At 42.8% G+C, this 15,773-nt stretch carries 11 protein-coding genes; 8 read left to right on the top strand and 3 right to left on the bottom strand.

All coding sequences use genetic code 11. From position 1 onward, the window contains the following. Positions 1 to 153 precede the first annotated feature (153 nt). The 3 genes from licT (at position 154) to IGI82_RS06090 (ending at position 4,422) form a co-directional block, all read left to right on the top strand. Entirely contained in the window at positions 154 to 990 is an 837-nt protein-coding gene (licT, locus tag IGI82_RS06080) for a BglG family transcription antiterminator LicT (protein WP_438841881.1), read from the top strand. A gap of 116 nt (positions 991 to 1,106) precedes the next feature. Then, positions 1,107 to 2,978 (top strand): beta-glucoside-specific PTS transporter subunit IIABC, encoded by a 1,872-nt coding sequence (locus tag IGI82_RS06085; RefSeq protein WP_438841882.1) that lies wholly within the window; start codon positions 1,107 to 1,109, stop codon positions 2,976 to 2,978. A gap of 16 nt (positions 2,979 to 2,994) precedes the next feature. Then, complete coding sequence (locus IGI82_RS06090) at positions 2,995 to 4,422, top strand: 6-phospho-beta-glucosidase (RefSeq protein WP_438841883.1); 1,428 nt, start codon at positions 2,995 to 2,997, stop codon at positions 4,420 to 4,422. A gap of 80 nt (positions 4,423 to 4,502) precedes the next feature. On the opposite strand, the gene IGI82_RS06095 is transcribed toward IGI82_RS06090, so the two are convergent. After that, on the bottom strand, positions 4,503 to 5,450 hold the full coding sequence (locus IGI82_RS06095) for an AraC family transcriptional regulator (RefSeq protein ID WP_016608166.1): 948 nt from the start codon (positions 5,448 to 5,450) through the stop codon (positions 4,503 to 4,505). A gap of 117 nt (positions 5,451 to 5,567) precedes the next feature. Between IGI82_RS06095 and IGI82_RS06100 the strand changes: the two genes are divergently transcribed. The 4 genes from IGI82_RS06100 to yicI all read left to right on the top strand — a co-directional run bounded on the left by IGI82_RS06100 (position 5,568) and on the right by yicI (position 10,947). Then, positions 5,568 to 6,842, top strand: coding sequence for an ABC transporter substrate-binding protein (locus tag IGI82_RS06100; protein ID WP_438841884.1), 1,275 nt, complete (start codon positions 5,568 to 5,570; stop codon positions 6,840 to 6,842). A 71-nt stretch (positions 6,843 to 6,913) separates the two neighbouring features. After that, positions 6,914 to 7,780: a carbohydrate ABC transporter permease gene (locus IGI82_RS06105; protein ID WP_008378847.1), complete on the top strand. Its 867-nt coding sequence runs from the start codon at positions 6,914 to 6,916 to the stop codon at positions 7,778 to 7,780. Next, on the top strand, positions 7,777 to 8,652 hold the full coding sequence (locus IGI82_RS06110; RefSeq protein ID WP_159160345.1) for a carbohydrate ABC transporter permease: 876 nt from the start codon (positions 7,777 to 7,779) through the stop codon (positions 8,650 to 8,652). Before IGI82_RS06105 ends, IGI82_RS06110 begins: the two co-directional genes overlap by 4 nt. Before the next feature lie 12 nt (positions 8,653 to 8,664). Next, entirely contained in the window at positions 8,665 to 10,947 is a 2,283-nt protein-coding gene (gene yicI / locus IGI82_RS06115) for an alpha-xylosidase (protein WP_194193041.1), read from the top strand. 109 nt (positions 10,948 to 11,056) lie between these two features. On the opposite strand, the gene IGI82_RS06120 is transcribed toward yicI, so the two are convergent. Further along, positions 11,057 to 12,760 (bottom strand): sensor histidine kinase, encoded by a 1,704-nt coding sequence (locus IGI82_RS06120; protein ID WP_087627200.1) that lies wholly within the window; start codon positions 12,758 to 12,760, stop codon positions 11,057 to 11,059. Further along, complete coding sequence (locus IGI82_RS06125) at positions 12,757 to 14,280, bottom strand: response regulator transcription factor (RefSeq protein ID WP_438841885.1); 1,524 nt, start codon at positions 14,278 to 14,280, stop codon at positions 12,757 to 12,759. Before IGI82_RS06125 ends, IGI82_RS06120 begins: the two co-directional genes overlap by 4 nt. Positions 14,281 to 14,448: 168 nt before the next feature. Here IGI82_RS06125 and IGI82_RS06130 point away from each other — a divergent pair, with 168 nt between their 5' ends. Then, positions 14,449 to 15,738 carry an ABC transporter substrate-binding protein gene (locus tag IGI82_RS06130; protein ID WP_016608159.1) on the top strand — a complete coding sequence of 430 codons (1,290 nt, stop codon included), beginning with the start codon at positions 14,449 to 14,451 and terminating at the stop codon, positions 15,736 to 15,738. Positions 15,739 to 15,773 lie beyond the last annotated feature (35 nt).

The following is a 15,773-nucleotide window of genomic DNA, read 5'->3' on the forward strand; positions in this document are numbered from 1 at the left end:
GCGCTGTTTTCTGCTTTTAAACAAGCGGTTAAAAATCCCCATTGACGAGTGATTTTTCTCATGCTACACTGGCTCTGAGGATTGTTACCGCTTTAGGCGGGCTATACCTATTTTTTTGTGTGAAGAAATCTAAAGAAGAATAGGGTCGTTAAAATGAACGTAACAAAAGTGATCAATAACAACATTGTGATTTCTGAGAATGAGGAAAATCAAGAATTGGTCGTCATGGGCAAAGGCTTAGGCTTTAAGAAAAAGCCAGGCGATGTGATCGACGATACCAAGATTGAAAAAGTCTATCTCAGTACACAAGAGTGGAATGTCACAAAACTAACCCAATTACTTTCTTCTATCCCTATCGAACATATTCAAGCAGCGAATGAGATCATCAGTTTTGCAAAAGTTTCCCTTGGGAAAAAATTGAGCGAAAAATTATTTCTGACGCTGACCGATCATATCAATTATGCTATCGAGCGCTATCAAAATGGCATGGAAATCAAAAATGCCTTGCTATGGGAAATCAAGCGGTTTTATAACCATGAATACCTCATTGGCAAAGAAGCGTTATCGATCATCAAAAATCGCTTGGCGATCGAGTTGCCAGAAGATGAAGCCGGCTTCATTGCTCTGCACATTGTCAATGCGGAGTTGGATATGGCGCAGGTCAGTCAAGTATCGGAAATGGCGAAGATCATTCAGCATATCCTAAACATCGTTAAATATCATTTTTCAATGGAGCTTGATGAGTATTCATTGAACTACGAACGCTTTGTGACCCATTTGAAATTTTTTGTCCAGCGCTTATTCAGCGGAACAAAGCTCGATGATGCAGGAACCGGCAGTTTTATTTTTATGTTGAAAGACCGCTATATGAAGGAATATGCGTGTGCGCTGAAAATCAGCGACTACATCAACAAAGAATTCGGTAGACCGTTAGAAGAAGACGAATTGATCTATTTAACTATACACATCAAACGAATAACAAGTGCTTAGGATTGTTACTGGATTGGCAGGCTATACCTAAATGAACTCCCAAGGGGTTCGTTTAGGTATTTTTTTATGTTTTGACACACGAAAAGCAAACGAAGGACCAAAATAGGAGGAACGACATGAATTACAAAGAGTTAGCAAAAACGATCATCACCAATGTTGGTGGGGAAGAAAATATCCAAAGCTTGACCCATTGTGCGACCCGCTTGCGCTTCAACTTGAAAGATGACAGCAAACCACAAGAAAGCACTTTAAAACACACACCAGGCATCATGGGTGTGGTCAACAAGGGCGGACAGTACCAAGTGATCATCGGCAGTGATGTTGGCAATGTCTACAACGAAATCACTGCCCAAACCAATTTGACTAGTGATCAAGAAACAGAAGAAGACGATCGGGGACGTGTAGCGAAAATTATCGATACGATCACTGGGATCTTCACCCCGATCTTGCCAGCCATCACGGCAGCTGGGATGTTAAAAGCGGTCCTTTCGTTGCTGGTGGTCTTTAATGTTTTGACGGCAGAAAGTCAAAGTTACCAAATCCTAAACTTTATGGCGGATGCTGCGTTCTACTTCTTACCGATTCTACTGGCTGCTTCTTCTGCGCAAAAGTTCAAAGCCAACATGTATCTGGCGATGATGGTGGGTGGAATTTTACTGCATCCCAACTTCATCGGTATGGTGACAGCAGTCAATGAGTCAGGTGGCGGCATCCATTTGTTCGGTTTGCCGATTTCACCAGTGACCTATTCATCATCGGTGATCCCCATCATCTTAAGTGTTTGGTTCATGTCTTACGTTGAACCGATTGCTGATAAGGTCTCACCAAAAGCAATCAAATTCTTTAGCAAACCGTTGCTGACGATCTTCGTCGTAGGGACGGTAGCATTAGTTGCTTTAGGTCCTCTAGGCTATATGATCAGTGAAGCGATTTCCGCAGGGATCCAAACCTTAGAAACGGTCAGCCCATGGATCGTTCCGTTATTGATCGGTGCCTTCACCCCATTGTTCGTGGCAACGGGTACCCACTATGGATTGGTTCCTATCGGTATCAACAACCGAATGACCACAGGTTATGATACAGTGATCTATCCTGGCATGCTGGCTTCAAACGTCAGTCAGGGAGCTGCAGCTATCGGCGTTGGTTTCAAATCCAAAGATTCTACGATCAAACAATTGGCATTTTCTGCAGGTCTGACAGGTCTATTCGGCATCACTGAACCAGCGTTGTATGGGGTCAACTTACGGTTTAAAACACCTTTGTATGCAGCAATGATCGGTGGCGGATTTGGGGGTCTGTTTATGGGAATCATGCGTGTCCGCAATTTCTCAGGCGGTTCACCGGGCCTATTGACTTTGCCAAGCTATATCGGCGATGACACCTTACGTCATTTGACCAATGCCTGCATTGGTGCGGCAATCAGTATCGTGGTCACATTTATTGCGACATTATTCTTATACAAAGACCCTGTCACAGAAGAAGCACCTGAAGCAACACCAGCTGACAAAGAACAAGAACCAACCCATCAAATCAGCGGCGCGGAGATCAAAGCACCTTTAAAAGGGGAACTAAAAAGCCTGCAAGCAGTCAATGACGGCATGTTTTCAGAAGAAATTCTTGGACAAGGGGTAGCGATCGAGCCAACCGTTGGAGAAGTGCTAGCACCAGTCAACGGGACTGTCACAGCAGTCTTTGATTCCAAACATGCCATTGGATTGACCAGTGAGGAAGGCATTGAGCTGCTGATTCACGTGGGGATCGATACAGTGCAATTGAATGGCGAAGGCTATGCCTATCAAGTAGAAAAAGGACAAAAAGTGACAGTTGGCGATCCTTTGATTACGTTTGATATCGAGTTTATCAAAGAAAAAGGTTATCCTGTGATCACGCCGATCGTTATCACCAACAGTGCAGAAGTTGGCGACATTTTGACGGCAAACAGTGGTCCGATTACGTTTGGCGATCAAATCATCAAAGTGATCGGCTAAAAAAGGAGAATAAGACATGGGATTTCCAGAAAACTTTTTATGGGGCGGCGCAACAGCCGCCAATCAATGTGAAGGCGGGTTTGATCAAGGGGGGCGTGGACTTGCCAATGTCGATGTGATTCCGACTGGCAAGGAGCGACGAGCAGTCATTACCGGCAAGCGTGAGATGCTTGCCTTTGAAGAAGGGTATTTCTATCCAGCAAAAGAAGCGATTGATATGTACCATCATTTCAAAGAAGATATCGCCTTATTTGCGGAGATGGGCTTTAAAACCTATCGTTTATCGATTGCTTGGTCAAGAATTTTTCCGAAGGGCGACGAAGAAACCCCTAATGAAGAAGGCTTGCGCTTTTATGAAGAACTGTTTTTAGAATGTCGCAAATACCAAATCGAACCTTTGGTGACGATCACGCATTTTGACTGTCCGATCCATCTGATCAAAGAATATGGCGGTTGGCGCAACCGTAAGATGATTGCCTTTTACGAAAACCTTTGTCGGGCGATCTTCACTCGCTACAAAGGATTGGTGAAGTACTGGCTGACCTTTAATGAAATCAATATGATCTTGCATGCCCCGTTTCTCGGTGCAGGGCTGACCTTTGCTGAGGGCGAAAATGAAGAACAAATCAAATACCAAGCTGCTCATCATGAGTTAGTCGCTAGTGCGTTGGCAACAAAAATCGCCCACGAGATCGATCCAGAAAACAAAGTAGGCTGTATGCTGGCAGCGGCTAGTTATTATCCTTACAGCTGCAATCCGAAAGATGTCTGGGAAAGCAAAAAAAGCGATCGCGGCAACTATTTCTTTATCGATGTGCAATCGCGAGGAAAATATCCAAATTATGGTTTGAAGATGCTAGCGGAAAAAGGAATCACTTTGGAACGAACCGCCGAAGATACGGCTTTATTAAAAGCCCATACCGTCGATTTTATCTCCTTTTCTTACTATGCCTCTCGGGTCGCAGCTTCAGAAGATTCTGGTGTTGAGAAAACGGAAGGCAACTTGTTCCCGACCATTAAAAACCCGTATTTAGAAGCGTCGGAATGGGGCTGGCAGATTGATCCGCTTGGCTTACGGATCACGATGAATGATCTTTATGATCGTTACCAAAAACCGCTTTTCATCGTCGAAAATGGTCTAGGAGCGGTGGATACACCAAACGAAGATGGAAAAATCAATGATGTGTATCGCATCGACTATTTACGTGCGCATATCGCTGCGATGAAAGAAGCCATTGACCAAGACGGTGTGGAACTGTTGGGCTATACTTCATGGGGCTGTATCGATTTGGTTTCTGCAGGAACCGGAGAAATGAAGAAACGCTATGGCTATATCTATGTCGATCGCGACAATGAAGGCAATTGCACATTAGCCCGCAGCAAAAAGCAATCCTTTTATTGGTACAAAAAAGTGATTGCCTCAAATGGGGAAGATTTGGCTTAAGCCAGTTCATTTATAAAAAGTAAACAAGGGTGTTCCGCTTTTTCAACTAGCGGATACCCTTGTTTTATTGATTTTCAGAATTATAAACTCGTGGTGTTGCTCGGTCGTTTGCGATAGTTGGAAGGGGTCAAAGCGGTCTCCCTTTTGAAAAGTGTCGTAAAGTAATTCGGATCATCAAACCCAGTTTCCAATGCGATTTCGATGATTTTTAAATCCGTATGGAGTAAGAGATACTCCGCTTTTTTGATGCGGAACTTATTTAGATAGGTAAAAAAGCTCATCTGGAAATTTCTTTTAAAAAAACGGCAGAAATGTTCTTTGCTATAGCCAATATATTGACTGATTTCCTCAAGTGTCACTGGGCGTTGATAATTTTCTTCAATAAAAAGTAGGATTTTCTTGCATTTGTACGTATTGAGTTTGCTTTTACTGTCGATAGGTTTCTTATTGCGATTAATGTATTGGCTATTTTGACAAAGATATTTAATAAATAAAAAGAGTTCCGCTTTGATCGCCAGCTCATACAATGGTTCCTTTAATGCAAATAAATCTATAATATGAGTCAATGCCTGTTGAATGTTCATATGAGAAACGAAATCACTTGTGATGTGAATCGCTTGCTGATCCGCGGAATGGAGCAACGGGTCCAGATAGGACTGCTGGATCAAATCAGAGACGCGGCTCTCAATAAAGGTCGCGTCAAAGACGATAGCAAAGAAGGTACAAGCTGTTTGCTGATAATTTAATGCCTCATGTAGCTGATTGGCAGGGATAAATACAAGCTCGCCTTCTTTAGCGATATAAGAAACACCTTCGACCTTTATTTCCATCTTTCCTCGAAAAATATATAGGATCTCAAGCTCGCGATGCCAATGGGTGTGGATCATATTTGCTTGATCAGCAGGATGATTTGTCAAATAAACACTGACTGGAAACAAGCTGTCACCATGTTCCGTGATCTCTTTTAAAGAAGTATCAATATCATATTCACTAGGGTTTGGCGTAAAAATATAGGGTTGGGTTACCATCTGTCTCCTCCATTTTCATCAATATTACAAGGTATTTCGGTTAAGATAACGATTACAGAAGGGCCGAAATATCAATATAATCAATTTGTGATCGAATTGATTGAGGAGGGAACAATGATGAAAAAGAGAATTTTGTTGACGGCTGCTACTATGTTAAGTGTGATCGGAATTGCTGGTTGCGGAAATTCTGGAAGCGGTACCTCAGATGATGGTAGTGTAACACTAGAAGTTTTCAACATCAAGACAGAGACTGCAGAACAGATGGATCGATTGGTTGCGGCTTTTGAAGAAAGCCATGAGGACATAAAAATCAATATGACTACTGTAGGTGGAGGAACGGACGCCACAGCGGCTCTCCAATCAAAATTTTCATCTGGTGATGAACCGGACATTTTTATGCTGGGGGGACTAGCAGATACGCAAACATGGGAACACAAGTTATATGACCTTGGGGATACAGAATTAGCTCAAAAAGCAATTGAGGGAACGTTGGAAGGGGCAACACTGAATGAGACAGTTTACGGCTTGCCGATGAATATCGAAGGCTACGGTTGGCTGATCAATAAAGAGCTGTTTCAGCAAGCGGGAATCGATAGTGAAGCGATTGAAACATTTGCCGATTTTAAGGAGGCAGTAGAAACGTTAGATAGTAAGAAAGAAGAGTTAGGATTAGACGGTGTATTCGGCTTCAGCGGCGGTGAAACATGGGTTTTCAGTCAATTCAGTTCGAACTTTTTTGCACCTGAATTTAATGATAGCTTGAAAGAAACACTGGAAGCCAAAGAGCTTCATTTAACTTATGAGGCACAACTGAAAGACTACGCTGATCTGGCGATCCAATACAATGCTCAACCGTTGGAATCAATGGATTACAGCACGTCAGTCGAAGAATTATTTGCCAGTGAGAAGGTTGCCATCATTCATCAAGGCAATTGGATCGTTCCTACATTAAACAGTTTGGATGATACATTTGCAAAAGAAAAATTAGCGATCGTCCCAATGCAAGTGGGAGACGGCAGCAAAATCGTAGCCGGACCAGCTTGGTATTGGGGTGTCAACAAAGATAAGGAACAAGAAGTGATCGATGCCTCCATACAATTTTTGACATGGATGTATACCGATGAAGAGGCGATGACCGCGATCATCGATGATTTTGAGTTTATTCCAGCTTATACGAACTTCTCCAGTGACGATATTTCTGATCCGTTGTCCAATGACATTTATACGTATTTAACGAATGGACAAACGGTTCCTTGGGTCCATAACTCTTATCCAGATGGATACGGACAAAATATTTTTGGGGTTCAGTTCCAGGCTTATGCAGCCGATCAAATCTCATGGACTGAGTTTACTGATCAGCTGAAAAGCAGCTGGGCGCAAGAACGTCAATAACCAAAGTGATGCCTATCCTGTAGTGATGCGCGCAGGATAGGCAAAATCAAGGAAATCATAGGAGGAGCTGTATGTTAACAAATCGTTCAAAATCATTTTGGCTGCTGCTAGCACCGGCATTCGTCGCATTATTGGTCGTTCTGTTTATTCCTTTATTTACAGGGGGATATTACTCACTGACCAACTGGAACGGCAATACGATCAGCGACTTTATCGGATTGGAAAACTACTTGCGCGCTTTTAAAGATCAGGCGTTCATTAACAGCTTGTTGTTCACGGCGAAATTTTCTGTTTACAGTGTGATCTTGATCAATGTCATCGCGCTGTTGTTAGCAACTTTAGTCACGCAAAAACTGGGACGCTGGACCACTCTATTTCGGACCGTCTTTTTCATGCCGAACTTAATTGGTGGGATCATACTAGGATTTATATGGCAATTTATTTTTAACAAAGCATTCGAGAGTATCGCCGATTTGACTGGGATCAATTTTTTTAATGGCTGGTTGAATACACCAGAAACAGGTTTTTGGGGTTTGGTTATCTTGTTCGTCTGGCAGATGAGCGGGTATATGATGTTGATCTATATTTCGTTTCTAAATAATATTCCAGAAGAAATTTTAGAAGCAGCAGATATGGACGGCGCCAATCCGCTACAAGTCTTTTTCCGAATCAAACTACCCATGTTGATGCCCGCGTTTACCGTAACATTGTTTTTGACGCTGTCAAATGCCTTTAAAATCTATGATCAAAACTTGGCGTTGACACAGGGCGGACCGTTCAATTCGACTCAGATGGCAGCCATGAATATTTACAATGAAGCTTTTTCAATGAGAAAAATGGGCTTTGCTCAGTCAAAAGCGATGATATTTCTGGTGATCATTGTCATTATTTCCATTATTCAAATCTCAATTACCCGCAGAAAGGAGATCAGCGCATGATCGAGACTCGTCACTCCTCTACTAAAAAAGTAAAAACAAAAAGTAGACGGCAGAAGAAAAAAAAGCTGCAGCATAGTCTGCTGATCGTAAGTGGTCTTTTACTTGCGTGTTTATGGTTTTATCCGTTTTTCTTGATCGTGATCAATTCATTTAAAACAAAAGCAGAGATCTTTCAGAGTACGTTGTCGCTGCCTGGCGGATTGTCCTTTGAGAATTATCAAGAGGCGTTAGAAAAACTGGATTTCATCAGAAGTTTAATGAATTCATTGTTGATTACTGTCGGTTCTTTGATCTTGGTGGTTTTTGTTTCTTCAATGGCAGCATACGCTTTATCGAGAAATACCAGCCGCTTAAGTTCAGTCCTCTATTTTGTTGTTGCCATCGGCTTGCTGATCCCTTTTCAAGGGATCATGATTCCACTGATTTCTCTTTTTGGACGAATGAATTTGTTAAATCAGCCGGGTCTAATGATAATGTACTTGGGATTGGCTGTCAGTATGTCGACTTTTTTGTATTATGGTGCGTTAAGAGGCATTCCACGATCGCTGGATGAAGCAGCGATCATTGACGGGGCGAATACCTTTCAGATTTATTGGAAAGTAATATTGCCTTTGTTGAAACCAACGACGGTAACGGTGATTGTTTTGAATACATTGTGGTTTTGGAATGACTATTTATTGCCTTCATTAAGTATTAATAAAGCCGGAATGTATACGATTCCCTTGCGGATGTTTTATTTCTTCGGCGAATTTAACAAGCAATGGCATTTAGCGCTAGCCGCTCTGGTGATCGTTGTTCTGCCAATCATTCTCTTGTTTATTGCCTTGCAAAAACATGTAGTGAAAGGCATCTCAGATGGTGCAGTAAAGTAGGAGGAAAAGAAGATGAAATTTACAAATGGCTATTGGCTGGCAAAAGAAGGCGTCCAACTCGAACATCCCCGAATTGCTTATGATCATAAGGTAGAAAAGGAGCAATTGACCCTTTATCTGCCCTATCAAGAGATTCAGAGGCGTGGCGATACCTTGAACCTTGGTTTAACCACACTCACGTTTTCGACTCCGCAAAACGATGTAATCAAAGTCAGCTTGGTGCATCATGACCAGACGATGCAGGCCCCGTCGTTTGCACTAGATACTCAACCTGCAGACGTGAAGATCGATACCGATAACGAAGACATGTATATCTTCAAATCTGGATCATTGGAAGCGAAAGTCCCTAAACAAGCGGCTTTTAAAATTGACTTTTTCGGAGAAGGTAGCTTGTTGACTTCTTCCATGCCTAAAGCACAGGCTAAAATTTCGGGAAATGACGGCAAGCAGTATATGCGAGAACAGCTTTCGCTAGATCCTTATGAACTTGTTTACGGATTAGGGGAACGGTTCACTCCTTTTATCAAGAACGGTCAAACCGTTGATATTTGGAATCAAGACGGTGGTACGGGTAGCGAGCAGGCATACAAAAATATTCCGTTTTATTTGACGAATAAAGGCTACGGTATTTTTGTTGATCATCCCGAAGCGGTTTCCTTTGAAGTGGCTTCTGAGAACGTTTCCCGCACGCAATTCAGTGTCGAGGGGCAGCGTCTGGACTATTACATCATCTATGGACCAGATATGAAAGCCATTCTAGAAAAATACACCGACATGACAGGAAAACCCGCCTTACCGCCAGCGTGGTCTTTTGGCTTATGGCTATCCACTTCATTTACAACTGATTATAGTGAAGAAACAGTGATGCACTTTATCGATGAAATGCAAGCTCGTGATATTCCTTTTGATGTCTTTCATTTTGATTGTTTCTGGATGAAGGAATTTGAATGGTGTGGGTTTGAATGGAATGACGAATTGTTTCCTGATCCGAAAGGATTACTAAAGAAAATCCATGAGAAAGGATTAAAAGTCAGTTTATGGATCAACCCTTACATTGGGCAAAAAGCCTCTGTGTATCAAGAATGCAAAGAGAAAGGGTACTTTATTAAGAACCAAGCAGGTGAAGTCTGGCAGTGGGATCTTTGGCAAGCTGGACAAGGGATCATTGATTTTACCAATCCAGAGGCTCGTCAATGGTATAAAGATCGCTTAAAGGAATTGATTGAATTAGGTGTTGATTCCTTTAAGACGGACTTCGGTGAGCGGATCCCTGAAGATGCCGTCTATTATGACGGATCAGATCCGAAAAAAATGCACAATTATTACGCCTATCTATACAATGAAACCGTCTTTGAACTGCTGGCAGAAATGCGGGAAAATCAAGCCGTTCTTTTTGCCCGTTCTGCTTCTGTCGGTTCCCAAAAATTTCCTGTCCATTGGGGAGGCGACAATTTATCTGAATATTCTTCGATGGCAGAGTCTCTCCGTGGTGGCTTATCCTTTGTCTTATCTGGTTTTGGATTTTGGAGCCATGATATCGGCGGGTTTGAAGAACAAGCGACCCCCGACCTGTATAAACGTTGGACGCAATTTGGTTTATTGTCGACCCACAGTCGTTACCATGGCAATGTTGAATATCGGGTACCATGGAATTTTGGAGAAGAAGCAGCAAATGTCAGTCAATCTTTTTCAAAATTGAAAAACCGCCTAATGCCTTATATTTATCGTCAAGCAGCAGCCACTGCAAAAACGGGCATTCCCCTGATGCGTCCATTGATGCTAGAGTTCCCAGAGGATCAGACGGTTTATGCCATTGATAAGCAGTATATGCTGGGGGATCGCTTACTAGTTGCGCCGATTTTTAATGAGCAAGGAAAGGTTCCGTTCTATCTGCCAGCTGGAACTTGGACAAATTATTTAGACAACAAACGCTATGAAGGCCAAAAATGGTGGGAAGAACGCTATGACTATTTCCATCTACCGTTGATGGTACGACCGAATTCACTGATCATTGAAGGAAGCGTTGAACAGACCGCCGCCTATGACTACACCAAAAACCTGATCGTTCATGCCTTTGAAATAACGGAAGCAGTTTCTGCTGAAGTCTGTGATCAGCAGGGCGTGCCAGCTGGAACAATTTCTATTGAACCAGAAGGAAGCGGTTATCGAATTTGTATGGAAGGGTTGGGAAAGGTTCAGGTGCTGTTTCGCAATCGAAGCTTTGCAAATGCCCAACGACATCCTTTTGGCAGCTTGATCACTATGGACGGACAAGAAATGACCGTCTTTGAATAGGGAAACAAAACCTACCGTTCTTGATGGGTATCTATCAAGGACGGTAGGTTTTTTGTAGTGAACTAAGCATTGAAGAACTAACGGCAAAGTGCAGACCCAGTTCTTTGGCTCAGTTTTGTTCCTCCCGCTGGATCGGCAGCAGCAAGCGAACGGTGGTTCCTTCGTTGAGGCGTGATTCTACAGTCAATCCATATTTCTCCCCATAGAGCAGCTTGATACGCTGATCAATATTGTCCAAGCCAATACCCGAATAGTGTTCAAAATGGTTGGCGGTGCTGGTTGGGTGCTCTTCATTGAACCCGATGCCCGTATCGATGATCTCAATTTTCAGGCCTTCCTTACTGACGCGAGAAAAAATCTGGATCAAACCTGAATCCTCTTCGGGAAAGGCATGCAGGTAGGCATTTTCGATAATCGGTTGCAAAATCATCTTCGGTACGAGAATATCTTCGCAGCCATCTTCTGAAAAAATCGTTGATTGGATGCGATTGCCGTAACGTACGTTCATTAACACGAGGTATTCTTCCACGATCGCTAGCTCATCCTTTAAGGGGACGATCTCTTTGCGGTTAAAGGTGTGCCGCAACAATTGGACAAAGCTTTCAATCGCTTGGGTGGCGGCTTCTTGTTCGTTTTGCCAGATCAAAAACTTGATGGCAGTCAATGTGTTGTAGACAAAATGCGGTTGGATCTGCATTTGCAACGAGCGGATCTCGAACTTGCGTTTTTCGGCTTCTGTAACCATTAAATGATCGACATAAGATTCCAAGTCCTCTAGCATCAAGTTATACGCACGCCCCAATTCTCGCGTTTCGTACGTCCCGTTGATGGTAACCTTGTCGCTGAAATCGCCTTGTGTGACCGCAGGCAGCTTGGCAATCAGCTGATAAATCGGTTGGGTGATATTGCGGATGATCCAAAATGCCAGCAGACTAAAGAGTAAAATACTGACGACAGAAATTAAAAGAGCTGGCTTGATCAGATTCATATTGCGTACTAGATGCGATTCATCCAAAACATCGTAAAAAGTAAAATGATACGAATAAAGGGGCAGCTGATTGATGCTAGTATCTCTTTTGACCGTGACGAGACGATCTTCAAATGGCTTGCCTAAAAGGCTCGGATCAGAAGTGGAGAGAATTTGATTTTGCTCATTGACGATATAGATCGAGTGAAGACTGGTATCTAAGAGTTGACGATAGATCGAAGAAAAATCGGATTCTTTTAAGAAAATCAGGGCATAGCCGAAAATCGTTTCTTCTTTCATTAATTTGCGCACGTACATCAAGCCAGGGGAGTCGCTGGTGGAGGTGCTCAAGCCTTGATCTAAGAAATAATACTGACTGATGGCGTCATTGTCATTGATCTGCTGGATAAAGGCACTGGCGAGAAAATCATCTACTGATTGATTGCGAACCGCATCGTTTTGAAAGAAAGTGCCCCCGTTGACCCCAATCAACACTAAATTCGAGGGGATGTCTTGAAACAAAGAGCGGGTGTCTTTTAATTGCTCGTTTAATTCTAAAATCGTACGGCCTTGATTCATGTCGCCTTCTAAGTATGTTTCAACGGCTTTGCTTTCATCGACGATGTCAAAAATCCGATGGATATTCTCGTTCAGACGCTCATAATCTTCTTGGATTTTTTCCAGTAGCAGCTGATTGGAACTCTGGTACGAAGCAACATAGGCATCTTTCGAGCGACCATAGATCACGACGACGGTTAGCAGACAAACACTAATGACCCCGACGACAACAAAGAGGAAAATCCGACTGAATAATTCATTTTTCTGAATCCATTGGTTGATTTTCATAATTGATTCAACCGCCGATATTTCGATGGGGTGACCTGACATTCTTTCTTAAAGATGCGAGAAAAATAGCTGATATCTGAATACCCAACCGCTTCACTGATTTCAGATAGGTTCAGATCAGATTGTGTCAGTAGTTCTTTGGCTTTATCCAAGCGGGTTTTCTTTACGTACTCAGAAAAGCTCATTTTCAGTTTCGCAGAAAGAAAAGCCGAAAGATAGGTGTAACTAAAATGAAAGGTTTCAGCTAGTTCAGACAATGACAGGCTTTTGGTGTAGTTGTCTTGAATAAAGCGCTGGATCGCAACGAGTAGATCATCTTCATCCAGCGGTGATAAGGTCGTCAGCTGTTGACGAATATCATCAATGGTCGCCAACAACAAATCAGAAAAATCTTCCAAATACTGCACGTGACCGATAGCATGCAAAAATTCAGCTTTTAAGCGGCTAAAGCGTGGGGCAGTGGGAAATTCTTCTTCCAAGCGGGACAGTAACGTGTAAAAAATACTGCTGGCCTGTTGTTTTAAGAATGTCGGATCGACATTGGATAAAATCATGTCATTAAAATATTCCTCGATTCTGGTGATTCCTAACAAAAAGTTGTTGTCTAACAAAGCCCGCAAGAACTTCTTCGTATCAAAGCGATCACTTTCGATGTACAAAAAGAGTTCTTGTTCTGGCACCAACCGTTGTCGTTTATAAAAAAACGATTGTCCTTGGCTTTTGGCTTTAAGCGTCACAAAATGGTCCCGCAACTGTTCAATCTTTTGAAAGGGCACACTGAGAGTAAAGAAGGCGTCTGGCTCGGTAAAACGCAATTGTTCCAACGTTTCTTTCAAAGAGGAATAAACATTCGTTCCTTCTGGATAACTGATCACTAAGCCGGCATCTTTGTTACTGGTTTGAAAAAAGAGCGTCTTTACCTGCGGTTGTGATTGAGTAAATTCCGTTAATGCATGTAGCAGCTGATCATTGGCACGAAAGCCACTAAAATTGGTGGTCAAAATTTGGGCTTGCTGTTGCGACTGATCTAATGCAAGGTAGTCCGCCAAAGGAGCCAACGGTTCTTCATACCCTGCTAAATAGCGATTCAACGATTCTTGCAGCTGCGTCTCCTCAGTCACGGAGCCTTTTGTATGTGACAGCTTTTGTGAGATGTTGTGCAGCGTCTTCAACAAGAGTGTCGGTGTCAGTGTCGGTTTTAAAAGATAATCTACGGCACCATTTCTAAAAGACTGACTGACGTATTGGAAATCATCGTAGCTGCTCAAGACCAAAAAATGGACTTCTGGATATTGTTGTTGAATGATCGTTGTGAGTTGAAGACCGTCCATTTGTGGCATTTTCAAATCCGTGATCACGATGTCGGGATTCAGTTCATGGATCAGCGCCAATGCTTCTTGCCCGTTCGCTGCATCGCCTAAGAGACGGAACCCTTCTTGCTCCCAACGTATCATATGTTTCAATCCATCTCGGATCGTTGCCTCATCATCAACGACTAAGACCGTGCGTAAAATAGTCATGGTATCCCCCCTATATCTCTTCTTTATTATAAACGCTTTCAAAAAAGAAAGGTATTGTAACTTTTTTCTATTTTTGGACAAATTTAGTAAGCTCTTTCATAATCATTGAATACGGTTACAAAATCAGTGTATAGTTAGCCATGTAAATAAAAGGAAAGAGGGATAAAAATGAAAAAACTACTTGCATCGATGGTAACGGCAGCTGCAGTGCTGACTTTGGCGGCTTGCGGAAACAGCAACACAAGCTCTGGGGATTCTGGCGAGTCCTCAAACAAAGTCACGGTCTGGGCATGGGATGAGACCTTCAACATCAAGGCAGTCAATGAAGCCAAAAAAGTATATGAAAATCAAGATGTCGATGTGGAAGTCGTGACGATGTCACAAGATGATATCGTTCAAAAATTAAATACGAGTCTGGCATCTGGAAATACGGACGGACTACCAAATATCGTTTTGATCGAAGACTACCGCATCCAAGGATACCTTTCTTCTTATCCAGATGCGTTTAGTGATCTAACGGATATCGTGAATGAGGAGGATTTCTCCAGCTATAAATTTGCGGTCAATAAAGTCGACGATGTCATTTATGGGGTGCCATTTGACAGTGGCGTCGCAGGACTATTTTACCGCACAGATTATTTGACCGATGCAGGCTATGAGCAGGCTGATCTCCAAGATATTACTTGGGATGATTTTATCAGCATCGCCAAAGACGTCAAAGAAAAAACGGGTCACGCTATGATGTCGTTAGACCCAAGCGATCTTGGCTTGGCACGAATCATTATGCAATCGGCAGGCGAATGGTATACCGGTGAAGATGGCTCCACCGTAACCATCAAAGACAATGAATCCTTCAAAGCTGGTCTAACTGTCTTAGCAACATTGTTGAATGAAGGCTTAGTTGAACAAGTTTCTGATTGGGATGGCGGGGTAAATGCCGTTCAATCGGGGAATGTCGCTTCTGCGCCAACTGGTGCGTGGTATTCCAGCACGATTCAAGGCGCGGAAGACCAAAGCGGCAAATGGGCGATCGCTCCAATCCCATCTATCGCTGGCAACAGCAATTCAGTCAATGCTTCTAGCATCGGCGGAGCAGGTTGGTACGTGATCAAAGGGGTTGACGGCGAAGAAAATGCCAAAGACTTTTTAGCCAATACCTTTGCTTCAAATAAAGAATTGATGGGTACATTAGCTACCGAGATCGGTTTGGTTTCAACCATGAATGCTGCAGAAGAAACGGAAGAATATACGTCGGGGCTTGATTTCTATGGCGGTCAAAAAGTCTTCCAAGATTTCTCTCAATGGTCACAAGAAATTCCAGCCGTGAACTACGGCAATCACACCTATGCCATTGAATCTGTCTTGACTGAAAGCTTGCAACGAGTGATCAACGGCGAAGACATCGATAAAGTATTAGAAGAAGCACAATCACAAGTGGAAGCACAAATTGCAAACTAATCGAACAACTTTGCAGAAACTCGTGAGCGATCGCG

The sequence above is a fragment of the Enterococcus sp. AZ067 genome (genome assembly GCF_051715005.1).
Taxonomy (GTDB): Bacteria; Bacillota; Bacilli; order Lactobacillales; family Enterococcaceae; genus Enterococcus_D; species Enterococcus_D casseliflavus.

What these genes read in the sequence shown, in the direction of transcription:
- licT (WP_438841881.1), top strand. Translation starts at nt 154, where the DNA reads ATGAACGTAACAAAAGTGATCAATAACAACATTGTGATTTCTGAGAAT.
- IGI82_RS06085 (WP_438841882.1), top strand. Translation starts at nt 1,107, where the DNA reads ATGAATTACAAAGAGTTAGCAAAAACGATCATCACCAATGTTGGTGGG.
- IGI82_RS06090 (WP_438841883.1), top strand. Translation starts at nt 2,995, where the DNA reads ATGGGATTTCCAGAAAACTTTTTATGGGGCGGCGCAACAGCCGCCAAT.
- IGI82_RS06095 (WP_016608166.1), bottom strand. Translation starts at nt 5,450, where the DNA reads ATGGTAACCCAACCCTATATTTTTACGCCAAACCCTAGTGAATATGAT.
- IGI82_RS06100 (WP_438841884.1), top strand. Translation starts at nt 5,568, where the DNA reads ATGAAAAAGAGAATTTTGTTGACGGCTGCTACTATGTTAAGTGTGATC.
- IGI82_RS06105 (WP_008378847.1), top strand. Translation starts at nt 6,914, where the DNA reads ATGTTAACAAATCGTTCAAAATCATTTTGGCTGCTGCTAGCACCGGCA.
- IGI82_RS06110 (WP_159160345.1), top strand. Translation starts at nt 7,777, where the DNA reads ATGATCGAGACTCGTCACTCCTCTACTAAAAAAGTAAAAACAAAAAGT.
- yicI (WP_194193041.1), top strand. Translation starts at nt 8,665, where the DNA reads ATGAAATTTACAAATGGCTATTGGCTGGCAAAAGAAGGCGTCCAACTC.
- IGI82_RS06120 (WP_087627200.1), bottom strand. Translation starts at nt 12,760, where the DNA reads ATGAAAATCAACCAATGGATTCAGAAAAATGAATTATTCAGTCGGATT.
- IGI82_RS06125 (WP_438841885.1), bottom strand. Translation starts at nt 14,280, where the DNA reads ATGACTATTTTACGCACGGTCTTAGTCGTTGATGATGAGGCAACGATC.
- IGI82_RS06130 (WP_016608159.1), top strand. Translation starts at nt 14,449, where the DNA reads ATGAAAAAACTACTTGCATCGATGGTAACGGCAGCTGCAGTGCTGACT.